The sequence below is a fragment of the Kitasatospora sp. NBC_01250 genome (assembly GCF_036226465.1).
GTDB lineage: Bacteria > Actinomycetota > Actinomycetes > Streptomycetales > Streptomycetaceae > Kitasatospora.
In genome coordinates, this window is the sequence record NZ_CP108476.1 from 1,194,559 (window position 1) to 1,209,591 (window position 15,033).

The 15,033-nt window shown below is 74.3% G+C and carries 9 protein-coding genes; 4 read left to right on the forward strand and 5 right to left on the reverse strand.

Features of this window, described 5'->3' with window-relative positions; all coding sequences use genetic code 11:
• The first annotated feature begins 161 nt into the window (after nt 1-161).
• Entirely contained in the window at nt 162-3,362 is a 3,201-nt protein-coding gene (locus OG500_RS05335) for a BTAD domain-containing putative transcriptional regulator (protein ID WP_329577128.1), read from the forward strand.
• A gap of 22 nt (nt 3,363-3,384) precedes the next feature.
• On the opposite strand, the gene OG500_RS05340 is transcribed toward OG500_RS05335, so the two are convergent.
• Nucleotides 3,385-4,422, reverse strand: a complete 1,038-nt coding sequence (locus OG500_RS05340) for an FAD-dependent oxidoreductase (RefSeq protein WP_329577130.1) — start codon at nt 4,420-4,422, stop codon at nt 3,385-3,387.
• Between the two features lie 171 nt (nt 4,423-4,593).
• Here OG500_RS05340 and OG500_RS05345 point away from each other — a divergent pair, with 171 nt between their 5' ends.
• Together OG500_RS05345 and OG500_RS05350 are read left to right on the forward strand one after the other, a co-directional pair.
• A complete protein-coding gene (locus OG500_RS05345) occupies nt 4,594-5,472 on the forward strand; it encodes a LysR family transcriptional regulator (protein ID WP_329577133.1) in 879 nt (292 codons plus the stop codon).
• 243 nt (nt 5,473-5,715) lie between these two features.
• On the forward strand, nt 5,716-8,991 hold the full coding sequence (locus tag OG500_RS05350; protein WP_329577137.1) for a hypothetical protein: 3,276 nt from the start codon (nt 5,716-5,718) through the stop codon (nt 8,989-8,991).
• A 58-nt stretch (nt 8,992-9,049) separates the two neighbouring features.
• Here OG500_RS05350 and OG500_RS05355 read toward each other — a convergent pair whose 3' ends face one another.
• The 4 genes from OG500_RS05355 to OG500_RS05370 all read right to left on the reverse strand — a co-directional run bounded on the left by OG500_RS05355 (nt 9,050) and on the right by OG500_RS05370 (nt 13,640).
• A complete protein-coding gene (locus OG500_RS05355) occupies nt 9,050-9,910 on the reverse strand; it encodes a geranyl diphosphate 2-C-methyltransferase (protein WP_327065201.1) in 861 nt (286 codons plus the stop codon).
• Nucleotides 9,911-9,915: 5 nt separating this feature from the next.
• Nucleotides 9,916-11,127 carry a family 2 encapsulin nanocompartment cargo protein terpene cyclase gene (locus OG500_RS05360; protein WP_329577141.1) on the reverse strand — a complete coding sequence of 404 codons (1,212 nt, stop codon included), beginning with the start codon at nt 11,125-11,127 and terminating at the stop codon, nt 9,916-9,918.
• Nucleotides 11,128-11,150: 23 nt separating this feature from the next.
• Nucleotides 11,151-12,578: a family 2B encapsulin nanocompartment shell protein gene (locus OG500_RS05365; protein WP_327065203.1), complete on the reverse strand. Its 1,428-nt coding sequence runs from the start codon at nt 12,576-12,578 to the stop codon at nt 11,151-11,153.
• 480 nt (nt 12,579-13,058) lie between these two features.
• Nucleotides 13,059-13,640 (reverse strand): CGNR zinc finger domain-containing protein, encoded by a 582-nt coding sequence (locus tag OG500_RS05370; protein ID WP_327065204.1) that lies wholly within the window; start codon nt 13,638-13,640, stop codon nt 13,059-13,061.
• Nucleotides 13,641-13,723: 83 nt separating this feature from the next.
• Here OG500_RS05370 and OG500_RS05375 point away from each other — a divergent pair, with 83 nt between their 5' ends.
• Nucleotides 13,724-14,995, forward strand: coding sequence for an MFS transporter (locus tag OG500_RS05375; RefSeq protein WP_329577145.1), 1,272 nt, complete (start codon nt 13,724-13,726; stop codon nt 14,993-14,995).
• The last annotated feature ends 38 nt before the right edge of the window (nt 14,996-15,033 follow it).

The following is a 15,033-nucleotide window of genomic DNA, read 5'->3' on the forward strand; positions in this document are numbered from 1 at the left end:
TGCGGCAGTGCGGCCACGCTGCGTGCCTGTTGGATCCTCCTCGGTCATGTGCCATGATCCAAAGCAGGTGGTGACGACACGTCTCGTCGCTGACCCGGGGCGGCGATCCAAGGGGGCGTATGTCTGAGTCCGGCGGTCTTCGCTTGCGCGTGTTCGGACCGATGACGGCGCAGCTCGGCGAGCGCGAGTTCCCGCTGGGCCCGCCACGGCGGCGCGCACTGCTCGGTCTGCTGCTGATCCAGCTGGGCCGGACCGTCTCCACCGGCCAGTTGGTCGAGGAACTGTGGGGCGAGCACCCGCCCCGGCAGGCCAAGGCCTCGTTGCAGAGCTACGTCTCCCACCTGCGCACCGCGCTGGCGCCGATGGCCGCGCCGGGCGCCGCCGAGTCGCTGGTGCGCCACGTCGCCTCGGGCTACGTGCTGGACCTGGACGAGGAGCAGGTCGACGCCTACCGCTTCGAGAGCCTGGTCGCCCGGGGCCGCCGGCTGCAGCGCGAGCACGAGTTCCCCGCCGCCCGCGCGCTGCTCACCGAGGCGCTGGAGCTGTGGCGCGGGGCGCCGTACGCCGATCTGACCGAGTACGGGCCGCTGGCCGGCGAGGGCGCGCGGCTGGAGCAGGTGCGGCTGACCGCGGTGGAGACCCGGGCCGACGCCTGCCTGATGCTGCGCCAGCCCGAGGCGGTGGTGGCGGAGCTGGAGCGCGAGGCGGGCCGGTATCCGCTGCGCGAGCGGCTGGTGGGGCAGCTGATGACCGCGCTCTACCGGCTCGGCCGGCAGGCCGATGCACTCTTCGTCTACGAACGCACCCGGACCAGCCTGCTGGAGGAGCTCGGCGTCGCGGTCAGCGAGGAACTGCAGGAGCTGCACGGCGCGATCCTGCGCCAGGAGCTGGACGGCCGCGGCAGCCCGCCCGGCGACGCCGAGCGGGCCTGCGTCCACGAACGCGCCCCGGAGCCGCCCGCCTTCACCGAGGCGCCCAAGACCCGCGGCTTCGCCGGGCGGGAGGGCGAGCTGCTGGAGCTGCGCTCACTGGTGGCGGACACGGTCGACGGCGACGGGCGGGCGGCGGCGGTCCTCGGCGAGGCGGGGATCGGCAAGACCCGGCTGCTGCTGGAGCTCGCCACGCCGCTGAAGAACCGCGCTCCGGACGTCATGTGGGGCCGCTGCTTCGCGGGCCAGGGGGTCCCGCCGTACTGGCCGTGGGCCCAGGTGCTGCGCCAGCTCTCCGCGCGCCGCCCCGAGGACTTCACGGCCGCCGCCGCCCGCTTCGGCACCGCGCTCGCGCCGCTGATCCCCGAACTGCTGCCCGCCGCCGAGCAGCAGACACCGGAGGAGGCCGGCGCCCAGGAGCGGTTCCGCACCTACGACGCGGTGTGCGAGGTGCTGCTGGCCCTGGCCGACCGGCGCCCGCTGCTGGTCCTGCTGGAGGACCTGCACTGGGCCGACGCGCCCTCGCTGGACCTGCTGCGGCTGCTCACCACCCGCCAGCACGGGCGTCCGCTGGGCCTGGTGATGACCGCCCGGGACAGCGACATCGGCACCAACCCCGTGCTGTCCCAGAAGCTCGGCGAGGTGCTGCGCGACCCGCGCACCGAGGCGCTGCGGCTCGGCGGCCTCTCCGAGGCGGAGGTCGGGGTGCTGGTGCGGAGCAAGGCGGGCTCGGGCATCAGCGCCGCGGTGACCAGCGCGCTCCACGAACGCAGCAAGGGCAACCCCTACTTCGTCGCCCAGCTGCTCTCGCTGCTGGGCGGCACCAACGGGCTGCACGACCCGCACGCCGCCCGGCTGCTGCTCGCCCGGGTCCCCTCGGGGGTGCGCGAGGTGCTGCGCCAGCGGTTCGCCACGCTGCCCGCCGAGGCGCTGCGCACCCTGCGGACCTGCGCCGTGCTCGGCACCGAGGTCGACCTGCGGCTGCTCAACGAGATCACCGGCGAGGACCGGTCCACCCGGGCCGCCGTCGAGTCGGCGGTGCTGGCCCAGCTGCTGCGCGCCGACGCCCACCACCCCGACCTGCTGCACTTCACCCACGCCCTGGTCCAGGAGACGCTCTACGAGGAGCTCGACCAGGAGCAGCGCGCCCTGCTGCACGCCCAGGTGGCCCGCACCCTGCTCGACCGCTCGTACGTGCCGGACGAGGACGTCGAACAGGTCGCCCACCACGCCTGGGAGGCGGGCTGCGAGATGCCGGCCAAGGAGGCGCTGCCCTCGCTGCTGCGCGCCGCCGAGCAGGCCGAGCAGCGCCTCGCCTACGAGCAGGCCGAGACCTGGCTGCGCCGGGCGATGTGCCTGCTGCGCGAGCTGCCGGCCGGCAACCCCGCGACCCCGGGGCTCGACCAGCGGCTGCAGATCCAGCTGGGCCAGGTGCTGGCCCTCATCCGCGGCTACGGGGACGCCGAGGCGGAGGTGGCCTTCAACCGCAGCCGCGAACTCAACGCCGTCACCGGCACGCCCGACCGCGCCCCGGTACTGTGGGCGCTGTGCGCCGCGCACCTGGTCACCGGGCGGTACGAGGAGTCGCTGGCGTTCTCCGGCCGGCTGCGGGAGATGTCCGGCAGCGATCCGGATCCGGTGGCGGTGCTCGGCGCCGCGTACGGCCAGGGCATCGTGCTGCACGTGCGCGGCGAGCTGCCGGCGGCGCTGGCCGAGCTGGAACGGGGCGTCAGCGCGGCGGATCGTTTCTGCAGCGGGCAGGGCAACACGCTGGCGAAGGCCTTCCAGCACGACCCCCGGGTCTCCTGCCGGTCCTACGACGCCTTCACCCACTGGCTGCTCGGCGACCAGCGGGCCGCGATGGAGCGCCGCGAGGAGCTGATCGCGCTGGCCGGCCGCGACGCCCGGCCCTCCGACCGGTCCTTCGCGCTCTACGTGGACGCGGTGCTCGCGGGGCTGGAGGGCGACGTCGAGCGGGTCGAGCGGGTCGGGACGCTGGGCGTGGAGGTGGCGGCCGAGGCCGGCCTGCGCTACTGGAAGGCGATGCTGGAGATCTGCCTGGGCTGGGCCGACGCGCACCGCGGCGACGGCGGCGCCGGGGTCGCCCGGATCCAGGCCGCCCTCGCCGTGCTGCGCACCAGCCGCACACTGCTGCGGCTCCCGCTGCACCTGGGCCTGCTCGCCGAGGCCCAGCATCACGCGGGGCAACTGGCGGACGCCCAGGTCACGCTGCGCTCGCTGAACGCGGAGGTGGAGCAGCGCAGCGAGTACGTCTACCTCAACCCGCGGCTGCCCGCGGCGCGGCTCAGCGCGGAGTTGCTGGGGACGGAGTTGCTGGGGACGGACGCGCCGGTGCGGTCGGGGCGGGCGCGGTCGGGGCGGGCGCGGTCGGGGCGGGCGCGGTCGGCAGGCGCGGCAGGGCAGGTGCGGTAGGGCGGGTGTCGGGCGCCGCTGCTCAGAGCAGGGCCGCCGTGGCGGCTGCGCACCCCCAGGAGAGCGTGACGCCCGCGCCCCCGTGGCCGTAGTTGTGGACCAGCCGGGTGCCCGGCAGGGTGTGCTCGTCCACCCCCAGCCGCACGCCGCCACGGCGGGCCGGGCGCAGGCCGACCAGGTGACCGGTGACCTCGGCCCCGGCCAGCTCGGGCACGGCGGCGGTGCAGCGGCGCAGGATGGACTGCGCCGTCCGCGGGTCGACGGCGGTGTCCCAGTTGCCCTCCTCGAAGGTGCCGCCCAGCACCACGTCGGCGCTGCGCGGGTGGACGTAGGTGTAGCCGGCCGGGTTGCCCTCGATCCGTACCGAGGTGCGCAGGCCCGGGTTGCGGATCAGCACGATCTGGCCGCGCACCGGGTACACCGCCTGGTCGGAGCAGAGCAGACGGGCGCCCAATCCGCTGGCGTTGACCACGGCGGGCGCCCAACCGGCCAGCTGGGCAAGGGAGTCGAGCCGCTGCTGGACCACCCGGCCACCGCCCTCGCGGAACTGGTCCAGCAGCCAGGCCAGATAGCGCGGCATCTCGACGGACGGTGCGGTGAACTCCCAGCCGTGCCGGGCCGGCTCGCCCGGCGTGGCCGCGCCCGCCGACGGCAGCGGGCGCAGGTCGGGGACGGGGGCCGCCCACCAAGGGATGCTCCCCTGCGCGGCGGCGTCCTGCCCGGCGCCTTCCGGCGCAGGGCCCTCCTGTGCAGGGCTCTCCCGTGCAGGGCGCTCATCCGGCGCGAAGGATTCGGTGAGCATCCAGGTGCGGCACATCGTCACCCCCGGCACGGCCTCCGCGGCCTGGCGGGCGAACTCGGCGTAGCCCTCCGCCGACCACCGCTCGACCTGGTCACCGGCCGTCATCCCGGTCGGGTACCAGACGGCCGCGGCCACGGCGGAGGTCGTCGACAGCGGCAAGGCCTCGGCGACCACCAGCACCCGGGCCCCCTGCCGCTGCAGGCGCAGCGCGCTGGTCAGCCCGACCACCCCGGCGCCGACCACTACCACGTCCAGCATGTTCGCCCCTTCTTCCTTTCGTGCGGCCGGATCTGACGAAGTATCAGCTCCGGTCCACGGATCACCGCCGCGCCGATCGCCTGCGGTTGAAGGACAGCCTGGCCGGTGCGCGCGGCGCCCGTCCAAGACCAGCCCTGGCACCGGCGATAAGCCGCGCTTATCATCGGCCGCATGGATCTCCGGCAGATGCGCTACTTCACGGTACTGGCCGAGGAGTTGAACTTCACGCGCGCCGCGCGGCGGCTGCACATCGCCCAGCCCGCGCTGAGCCAGCAGGTCAAAGCGCTGGAGCGGCGGCTCGGGGCCCGGCTGATCGAGCGCGGCAGCACGGGCTGCACCCTCACCGCGGTCGGCGAGGTGGTGGCCCAGGAGGCGCGGGGGGTCCTCGCGCGGGCCACGGCGGCCGAGGAGCGGATCGCCGCCGCGGTCGCCGGTCGGCACGGCCGCCTGAACCTCGCCTACACCCGCTCCGCACGCGGCGGCCCCGCCGACGCGCTGGTCAGCGCCTTCCGCGAGCGCCACCCCGAGGTCGAGCTGCGCCTGCAGACCGGCTGGACCGCCCACAACGTCACCCTGCTGCTCGCCGGTCAGCTCGACGCGGCCTTCGTCCGCCCGCCACTCGACGCCCCCGAGCTGACCTGCCTGCCACTCGGGGAGGAGGAGCTGCTCCTGGCCGTCCCCGCCGACCACCCGCTCGCCGCGACCCGCTCCCGGATCAGCCGCCGCCGGATCGCCACCGAACCGGTGATCCTGTGGCCGCGCGAAAACGGCCCCGGCATGCACGATCTGATCATCCGTCAGCTCTGGCCCGACCACGGGCCGCGCATCGTGCGCGAGGAACCCGACGACGAACAGCTGCTGCTCGCCGTGGCCGCCGGCCACGGCGTCGCCCCGATCCCCGAGGGCCGCGCGCACGCTCTGCGCGTCCCGGGCATCCGACTGCGCCGGCTCACCGCCCCGACACCCACGGTCGGCCTCGGCCTGGCCTACGACCCGCGCGTCGACGCCCGCGCATTGCAGTTCCTGCTGTCCCTGGCCCGTGACCGGTGACCGGGGATCGCCGCCGATCCACCAGCCGCTCCAGCCTGCGAGCGTTCACCAAGGCAGCCGGCCGGAAGACCGCCGACCCCAGCGGAGCCACCCACCGCCGCACGGTGCGTCCCAGGCTGCTATTGGCACGATCCAAGCCGTACGCCATCCTTGACCGGAACGTCACGTGATCCGGCCCCAACCGCCCCCGGCGGCATGACCGGTAGCGCGAACTCGGGTGGGGACGGGTACGAGGAGAGACGCATGACGGACGCGCGGGATCGGCAGGGCTGGGCACGGCGGGTGTTCGGCGGCGGGCGGCGGGAGCGGCGCGCGCTGGAGAACCTCGACGCCCTGCAGGGCACCCTCGCCACCATCGGCATGGGCTATCGGGACCTGGTGGCACGCCTGCTCGCGCTGATCGACGAGGGCCGGGCCGACGAGGCCGTCCAACTCGCCCGGAAGGCGCGCGACAGCCGGGAGCCGGCCAAGCAGGCGGCCGCCGAGGTCATGAGCTGTCTGATGGGGATGGCCGAGGAGCGGTACGCCGAGGTGCTGGCGGGCGCCGACCGGATCGTGGCCCTCGCCGGTGCCGAGGCGGCGCCCGAGGCCGCCTACTGCCGCGGCCTGGTCCACTTCCAGCTGGACGACCAGCCACGCGCGATCGAGCAGTTCACGATCGCCGTCACCTCCCCCGTCCCCGCGATAGCCACCTCCGCGGCGCTCACGCTGGGCCACCTCCTCGTGGCGGCGCAGGACGACGAGGCCGCACTGCCGCTGCTGCGCACCGCCTACGAGGACGGCCGGGACGCCGAACGCCCGCGGGCCGCCTTCGAACTGGCCATGCTGAAGCAGCGCTCGGGTGCCCGTGAGGAGGCCCGCGAGCTGTACCGCGAGGCGGTGCGCGGGGGCGGCCGGGAGCTGGCCGCCGAGGCCCGGGGGCGACTGACCGCACTGCTCGCCGAACTCGACGAACTCGACGAACTCGACGAGCAGCGGGACGCGGTGGCGGACGCCGTCCCCGCGGGCGGGTCGGCGGGCGTCGCGGACTCCCTGGCCGCAGTCACGGCGATGATCGAACTGGCGGACCAGGCCCGGACCAGGGGCGATCAGCAGGAGGCCGAGCGCCTGCTGCGCACCGCCGTCGGCTCGTCCGTCGTCCCCTACCGCCAGTTGGCCGAGGTGCGGCTCGGCGGGCTGCTCAGCGAGACCGGGCGGGTGCCGGAAGCCGTCACCCAGTGGCTCAAGGCGGCCGACGGCCCGGATCCGCAGCTACGGCGGGCCGTCGCCGACCAGTTGGGTTTCACGCCCTTCGTCGACGCCGGGTTCCTGGTGCACGCCGACCCGGCGATCGTGCTGCCACTGCTGCCCGGCGCCTGGGGCGCGGGCAGGCTGGGGGCGGCGGTGTACCAGGCCTCGGCCGAGCGGCACCGCACCGCCGGGCCGGCGGTGCGCCGCCAGCTGCTGGCACTGGACGCGGCCCGGTACGGATCGCCGGAACTGGCCGCGCGGATCGCCGCCGTACCGGTGCCGGACGAGCCCCCGGCGCACTGGCAGGTCGGGGGATCCAGCGGCAGCCAGCTCGGCGGGTTCCGGTGGACGGCGACCGGCCACGAGGAGGGCGTCCGGTCCATCGCCGTCACGGCCCCGGACGACCGGCCGGTCGCGGTCACCGGCGGTGGCGACGGCACCGTCCGGCTCTGGGACCTGGCCACCGGCGCACCGATCGGCGAACCCATGACCGGCCACACCGGCATGGTCCTGGCGGTGGCGGCGGCCGAGCCCGCCGGCCGGCCGGTGGCGATCAGCGGCGGCAGCGACGAGGCGGTGCGCATCTGGGATCTGACGACCCATCAGTTGCTGCACCAGCCGCTGACCGGCCACCGCGACTGGGTGACCGGGCTGGCCATGGCGGAGGTGCGCCGCCGCCCCGTGGTGGTGAGCTGCGGCGACGACCGGACCGTGCGGGTCTGGGACCTGGCCACCGGCGCCCCGGTCGGCGAACCGCTGTACGACCGGAGCGGGCCGGGCAGCCCGTTGGGGGGCAGGCTGCGCGCGGTGGCGACCACGGAACTGGGCCGGCGGACCATCGCGGTCACCGGTGACAACGATGGCGTCGTCCGGGCCTGGGACCTCACCAAGGGACGCCAACTGGCCTCGCCCGTGGCCCGGGTGGCCGGCAGTGTGGAGGCGCTCAGCATCGTGGTGGCCGGCGGCCGGCCGACCGTGGTCGTCAGCACCTTCGGCGGGGTGACCACGCTGTGGGACCTGGCGACCGGGGCCCCGGTGGGCGAGAGCCTCAGCGGCGACGACACCTCGACGCGGGCGGTGGCGACGGCGGAGGTCGGCAACCGCCATCTGGTGGTCACCGGCAACGTCAACGGCATGCTACGGCTGTGGGACCCGAACACCGGGGAGGAGACCGCGCGGTGCTTCGCCGGGCCAGAGGGCGTGGCGGCGGTGGCCACGAGCGTGGTCGACGGGCAGCCGGTGGCGATCGTCGGCTGCGGGGACGGCACGGTCCGCCGATGGGACCTGACCGGCACCCCTCCCCCGGGTGCTCCGCGGCCCGGTCACGGCGACTCGGTGAACGCGCTGGCGATCGCGGCACCGGACGGCGTCGCCGACGCCAACCCCTTCGTGGTCAGCGTGAGTTCGGACGGCACGGCCCGGCTGTGGGACCTCGTCACCGGCGCCGCCGTCGGCGAACCCTTCGGCGGCCACCACGACCTGGTGTACGGAGCGGCGACGGCGGTGCTCGACGACCGTCCCGTGGTGGTCACCGGCGGGCGCGACCGGAAGGTGCGGATCTGGGACCCGGGGACCGGCGCACAGGTGGGCGAGCCGTTGGAGCACGACACCGGCGTGGCCGCCGTTGCCACCGCGCTGCTGGACGGCCGGCCGATCGTGGTCACCGGCAGCTGGGGCGGCACCGTCGAGGCGTGGGACCTGGCCACCCGGCAGCCCCTGTACGAGCCGCTGACCGGCCACGAGAGCCATGTGGACACGCTGGCCGTCGCGGTGGCGGACGGCCGCCCGGTCGTCGTCAGCGGCAGCATCGACGGCACCGCGCGGATCTGGGACCTGGCCACCGGCGCCGCGATCGGCGCGCCGCTGCAAGGTGGTGGTGCGGCGGACGAGGGCGACGAGGACGACGAGGACCTGCCCACCGTCGCGGGTGTGGCCACCGTGCAGCTCGACGGCCGCCCGGTCGCGGTCACCGGCACCACCGACGGCCTGCTGCAGGTCTGGGACCTGGCCACCGCAGCCCCGCTCGGCGAGCCCGTCACCGTCGCCGAGGACTGGCTGACGGCGCTGACCGCAGGGGTGCTCGACGGCCGTCCGGTCCTGGTCGCGGGCGGCGAGGACGGCACGGTGCGCAGCTGGGACCTGGCCACCCGGGCCCGGCTCCGGCCCGACCTGGTGCTGCCGCTGGGGATCGAGGCGCTGGCCGTGGCGCCGGACGGCCGGCTGGCCGTCGGCTTCGGCTGGGAGGTCGCGGTCTTCGGGCCGCCGCCCCGGTCGTCCGGGTCCGACTGAGCGTGCGGTGGCTGCTGCCGCCCCCGCACGAGCGGGGACGGCAGCGGCCGGCCGGGTCTCAGATGCGGTCGGCGGCGATCATCAGGTAGTGGAAGCTGCCCTCCTTGTAGGCGGTGAGGAACGGGTCCTCCACGCCGGTCGCCACCGAGGACTTGGCGCGCAGCTCCCAGTACGGGATGGTCGCGGCGGTCAGGTCGACCACGCTGATCGGGATCAGGTCGTTGGCCGACATGGCGGCGAAGTAGGCGCTGCGCGGGTGGATGTCGCAGATGTAGTGCGCGTCGATCTGGCTGACGGCCCGGGAGGGCTGGCGGCCGTGCACGTCGTTGAAGCAGCCGGTGATGGTGACGTACCGGCCGCCGGGCTTCAGGACCCGGGCGTGCTCGGCGAAGAGCTCGTGCAGGTCCACGTACATGGTGCTCTCGTTGTTCCAGATCGCCTGGAAGGTGGCGTCGGGGAACCCGTTGCCGAGCATGTTACGGAAGTGGAAGGCCACCTTGTCGGCCACGCCCCGCTGCTGGGCCTGGTTGTTGGCGAACTTCACCTGCTCCTCGGAGATCGAGATGCCGTCCACCTGGCAGCCGAACCGCTGGTTGGCCACGAAGCTGGTGCCGCCGCGGCCCGAGCCGGCGTCGAGGATCCGGTCGGCCGGGCCGAGGGCCCCCAACTGCTCCACCAGGAAGTCGGCCTGGGCGGCCTCCAGCCGGTGCAGCTCCTTGATGATCCGCTCGTCGCGGGTGGCCTCGTCGCCCTCCAGCACGGACCAGTCCACGTCACCGATGCCGTAGTGGTGGTGGAAGGTGCCGGAGACCTCGCCGAGCCGGATGTTGACCGGGTCCTTCTCCTGGTTCCAGTAGTCGGCCACGGACTGCTGGTACTTGGTGGCCAGGACCGGGGCGGTGGTGTCGGTGATCGTCATGGCTGTCACTGTCCTTGGTGGTCGTTGTAGCGGGGGCTGCCGGCGTGCCACTCCCGGTTGCCGCCGAGCCAGGCCCACAGGGCGCCCAGGTAGCGGGTCAGGATCGGGTCGCCGGTCAGTGTGAGGGCGGCCGAGGAGGCCTCGAAGGAGCGCACGAGTTCGTTGTGGAGTTCGACGGAGCGCCGGGTCGCCTCGGCGAGCGGGCAACCCTCCTCCGCCGCCAGCACGGTGGGCAGGTTGTACTCGACGCCCTGGGCGTCGCCCTCCTTGTGCATCGAGTAGATGTCGTTGAGCAGCACGGAGGCGAGCGCGGCCTGCAGGGTCGCACGGCGCACGTCGGGCCGGCCGTAGACGTCGGCGGGCAGTTCGTAGCCGCCGACCGCGTCGACCAGGGTCATGCACGGCAGGAAGCTGTTCATCTGACGGTTCGCCAGGTACTCGGCGACCGAGGGCGCGCTGCCGCCGATCCGCCAGCCCGCCTCGGCGTCCATGCCGAGGAAGAGCCCGGCGATCTCCTGCCGGAGCCGGTTGATCTGCGCGCCGCTGGCGTAGCCGGCCAGGTCCCGCACCGAGCAGCGCAGCGCGTTGAGCACGGGGTTCTCGCGCATCGAGCGCTCGTAGCGCTCCTGGTAGCGGCCGGGCAGCCGGGGCGGGTCGATCGCCGACTGGGCGAGCATCAACTGCGGCCCCAGGCGCTCGGGGTGGTCGCCGGTGGTGGCGTCCTCGCAGAAGTAGTCGTCGACCGCGAACTCGGCGGCCAGGCAGCGGCCGGCGGCCAGCAGCCGGTCCGGGTCGTCGGTGTCGGGGTGGGTCAGCATCAGCAGCCGGCCGAAGTCGGCCTGCCGGAACTTCTCGGTCCGGCCGGCGTAGATGCCCACCTGCCTGGTCCAGTCGACCAGGCGCTCGTTGACCTCCTCGGCCAGCGCGCGGTCGTCGCGCAGGTGGGGCGGGCAGTACAGACCGGGGACGGCGCGGCCGGTGCCCTGCGGCGCGAGCGGCTGCGGCGCCGCGGCCCGCGGGGCAACGGCGGTCGGGGCAACGGTCGCTGGGGCGACCGTCGGTGGGACAACGGTCGGTGGGACAATGGTCGGTGGGGTGGGGGCGGCTGCGGTGCGCGGGCGCAGCAGCTCGGTGATCCGGGCGGCTGAGGTGCCCAGGCCGGTCGGGCCGGTCACGAACGCCCGGCCCGCTCCGGCGCCGGTGTCGAAGGCTGCCATCGGCTCTTCTCCTGACCGCCGGCTCAGGACCGCGGCGCGGCGATGTCGACGTTCTCCAGGATGCCGACGGCGTCGCCCACCAGGATCGCCGCCGAGTAGTAGGCGGTGACCAGGTACTTCATGATCGCCTTGTCGTCGATGCCCATGAACCGGACGTTCAGGCTGGGGTCGAACTCGTCGGGGATCCCGGTCTGGTGCAGCCCGATGACACCCTGGTCCTGCTCGCCGGTGCGCATCGCGAGGATCGAGGAGGTGTGCCCGGTGATCGGGATCTTGCCACACGGGAAGATCGGCACGCCGCGCCAGGCGGGCACCTGGTGGCCGCCCACGTCCGCGCTGTCCGGGTAGATGCCGCGCTTGGTGCACTCGCGGAAGAACGCGGTGATGGCCTTGGGGTGGGCGAGGAAGAGGTCGGTGCCGCGGCGCATCGACAGCAGCTCGTCCATGTCGTCCGGGGTCGGCGGCCCGGACCAGGTGTTGATCCGCTGGTCGTAGTCGGCGTTGTGGAGCAGGCCGAACTCGCGGTTGTTCAGCAGCTCCCACTCCTGGCGCTCGCGGATCTCCTCGACGGTGAGCCGCAGCTGCTGCTCCAGCTGGTTCATCGGCTCGTTGTAGAGGTCGGCGACCCGCGAGTGCACCCGCAGGATGGTCTGGGTCAGCGACAGCTCGTACTCGCGCGGCGCGAGGTCGTAGTCGACGAAGGAGGTGGGGACGTCGGGCTCGCCCTGGTGGCCCGCAGCGATGGCGACCTCCACCTCGCCCTTGGAGTTGACCTTCCGCGCGGAGCTGGCCAGGAACCGGTCCACGTGGTCGCGCAGGTTCTCGGAGCGGTCGAACAGCTCCAGGAAGGTCGCCCAGGGCAGCACCATGACGGTGCCGGCGGTGGCGGCCCGTACGGTGGCCGTCCAGCGCGGGTCGGGGCGCAGCAGCGCCTCGTCGCCGAGGTGGTCGCCGTCGGAGAGCACGCCGAGGGTCTTGCTGTCGCCGTACTTGCCGGTGGCGATCCGCTCGACCCGGCCGTGCGCGACGATGAACACCTCCTCGACCGGCCGGCCCTCCTCGACCAGCACCTCGCCGCTCCGCACGTCGCGGGGCGTGAAGCGGCCGGCCAGCTCGGCGAGCAGCGCGTCGTCCTCGAAGCCGCGCAGCGCCGGGATCTCGCGCAGCGTCTCGGGGACGATCCGCACGTCGTCGGCCCCGGCCTGCACGAAGCCGACCCGCCCGCGGCCGACGGCCAGCGAGAGCCGGCGGTTGACCCGGTAGGTGCCGCCGGAGACCTGCACCCAGGGGAGCTGCCGCAGCAGCCAGCGCGAGGTGATGCCGCGCATCTGCGGAGCGGACTTGGTGGTGGTCGCCAGGTTGCGGGCGGCGGCGGTGCTCAGGCTGAGCTGTGCGGGGGTGGGGCCGGGCACGAGGCCCTGGGCGAAGTCCGGATCGGCGGCTATCGACATCGGGGTTCTCCTGGGGGACGGGCCGGGTGCTCGGCCTGCTGCGCTTGGCGGGTGTCGGACCATCAGCCACACATCCGTCTGCCATAAATGGAGAGAGGAATTCCGGTTCGACGGCAGCCGACGCTACCGAAATCCGAACAACGAGAACGGAATTTCGACGCGAACTCGCCAACACCTGACACAGGCGTCGCTCTTGGCCACGGCAGCCCCTTGTGGGACACCCCGTCAACAGCACGCCGGGCCGCACCGGCATCCATGTCCGGGCGATGCCGGGCCAGTTGTCGCTCCGCAGGCCGCGCGCCCTGCGGGGACGTACGGCAGGAAGATCACCGGCAGCAGGGAGTGGATTCTGGCTGGAACTATCCGATCACACTCCGTAATCGATATGGGGCATGCTAAAGGGCCCGGCGGCGCGCCGGGCCGTGGACCGCCGGGCGGTGGACCGCCGGGCCGTAGACCGCCGGGCGGTGGACCGCCGGGTTAGGCCTGGCGCGACCGGCGGGCCCGGAAGGCCGCAGCCTTGGTGCGGTTCTGACATGCCGTCGAACAGAACTGGCGCACGCTGTTGCGCGACGTGTCGACGTACACCCGGTCGCAGTGCGCGGCCTGGCAGACGCCGAGCCGGCCCGCGAGGTCGCTGCCGACGGCCAGCGCCAGGCCGGCCGCGCAGCCCGCGCTCCAGCCCACGGCCAACGAGTCGTCCGCGCCGTGGAAGTGGACCTGCCAGGGCTCGCCGGGCACCTGGTTGAGCTGCGGGCGGGCCCCGGTCGAGAGCAGCAGGCCGTTCAACACCTGGGCCGCCTCGTCGATCCGCCCCGCGCCCGCAGCCTCGAAGATCCGGCGCAGCTGCTGCGCCGTCTGCGCGAGTCGGGCCGCCTGCGCCGGATCGATCGCACGCGGGCCAGCGCCCGGACCGGTGCGCGGCAGCGCCGCGTCGACCGCCGCCGGCAGCTCGGCGCCGTGCGGCGCGAGGTACGGCCGGCCGCGTGCCTCCCCGTCGGTCAGGGAGTTGACGAGCGAGACCGCCGCCTCCAGCAGCGTGGCCACATGACTGTCGAACATCACTTGACCAGTCACTCCTTCCAGCTCTAGCGTTCGTCACTGACGATATCAGTTTAGCCAGTGACGAAAGGTGGGGGTCTCCCATGCCCGGAACCAGCGGACGACTGCCACGCGGGGTGCGACTGCTGATCGTCGCGCGGGCCGTCAACCGGCTCGGCGCCTTCTCGCTGCCCTTCCTGACGGTGCTGGTCAGCACCGAGTTCGGCGCGAGCCTCGGCACCGCCGGACTCGTCTCGGCCACCTTCGGACTCGCCACGATCCCCTCCCGGCTGGCCGGCGGCCGGCTCGCCGACCGGCTGGGCCGCCGCCGCACGATCCTGCTCGGCCTCGGCGGCTGCGCCGTCACCGAGCTGGGGATCGCGGCGGCGGGCTCACTGGCCACCGTCGCGCTCTTCGCCGTGCTGCTCGGCCTGGTCTTCGAGCTCTACGAACCGCCGAGCCAGGCGATGATCGCCGATGCCGTCGAGCCCGCCGAACACGTCCGCGCCTACGGGGCGCTGAGCGCCGCGCTGGCCGGCGCGGGCATGGGCGCCGGACTGATCGCCGCCACCGTCGGGCGCTGGGACCTGCGCTGGCTCTTCGTCGCCGACGCGCTGACCAGCCTGGCCTGCGCCCTCGTGGTGCGCGCCGTGCTGCCGGCCGACCGCCCGCGCCCCGCCGCCGACGGTGGCCGCGACCAAGCGGACGGGCCGTCCGCCTGGCGCGACCGGGCCCTGCTGGCGATGCTCGGCTGCGGCACCCTGTTCGCGGTGGTCTACCTCCAGGTCATGGTCTCGCTGCCGCTCTCGCTGCTCCGGCGCGGTCTGGGTGCCTCGCAGGCCGGCCTGCTGCTCACCGTCTCCGCCGTCACAGTGGTGGCCGGGCAGCCGTTGGTACGCCTGCGCCGCCTGGCCGCGCTCCCCGCACCCGCCGCGCTCGCCCTCGGCTACCTGCTGCTCGCGGGCGGCCTGGCCGGCTACGCGGCGGCGCGCACCCTGCCGGGGTATCTGGCCGCCACCGTCGTGTGGAGCCTGGGCGACCTGCTGATGATGGGACGCAGCTACGCCGTGGTGGTCGACCTGGCACCGGCCGAGGCCCGTGGCCGCTACCTCGCCGTCTACGGGACCAGTTGGGGCGTGGCGACCGTCGCGGCGCCGATCCTCGGCACCCAGCTGCTGGCGCACGGCGGCGTGACCTGCCTGTGGAGCGTGCTGGCCGCCGGCTGCCTGCTGCTCGCCGCCGTGCAGCCGCTGCTCGGCCGGGCGCTGCCGGGCGCGGGGCGTCGTGCGGGCGCGGGACGTGCGGGTGCCGGGCCAGCAAGCGCCGGCCCGGCAGGCGCGGGGCCTGCGGCGGCGCCCGGTGGCACGGCCTCCTGAGAGGCCGTGCCACCGGGTCGGCGCCCTGTCCGGCCACC

Bases quoted from the DNA above. Each gene is read 5' to 3' on its own strand.
- OG500_RS05335 (WP_329577128.1), top strand. From the start codon at position 162: ATGACGGCGCAGCTCGGCGAGCGCGAGTTCCCGCTGGGCCCGCCACGG.
- OG500_RS05340 (WP_329577130.1), bottom strand. From the start codon at position 4,422: ATGCTGGACGTGGTAGTGGTCGGCGCCGGGGTGGTCGGGCTGACCAGC.
- OG500_RS05345 (WP_329577133.1), top strand. From the start codon at position 4,594: ATGGATCTCCGGCAGATGCGCTACTTCACGGTACTGGCCGAGGAGTTG.
- OG500_RS05350 (WP_329577137.1), top strand. From the start codon at position 5,716: ATGACGGACGCGCGGGATCGGCAGGGCTGGGCACGGCGGGTGTTCGGC.
- OG500_RS05355 (WP_327065201.1), bottom strand. From the start codon at position 9,910: ATGACGATCACCGACACCACCGCCCCGGTCCTGGCCACCAAGTACCAG.
- OG500_RS05360 (WP_329577141.1), bottom strand. From the start codon at position 11,127: ATGGCAGCCTTCGACACCGGCGCCGGAGCGGGCCGGGCGTTCGTGACC.
- OG500_RS05365 (WP_327065203.1), bottom strand. From the start codon at position 12,578: ATGTCGATAGCCGCCGATCCGGACTTCGCCCAGGGCCTCGTGCCCGGC.
- OG500_RS05370 (WP_327065204.1), bottom strand. From the start codon at position 13,640: ATGTTCGACAGTCATGTGGCCACGCTGCTGGAGGCGGCGGTCTCGCTC.
- OG500_RS05375 (WP_329577145.1), top strand. From the start codon at position 13,724: ATGCCCGGAACCAGCGGACGACTGCCACGCGGGGTGCGACTGCTGATC.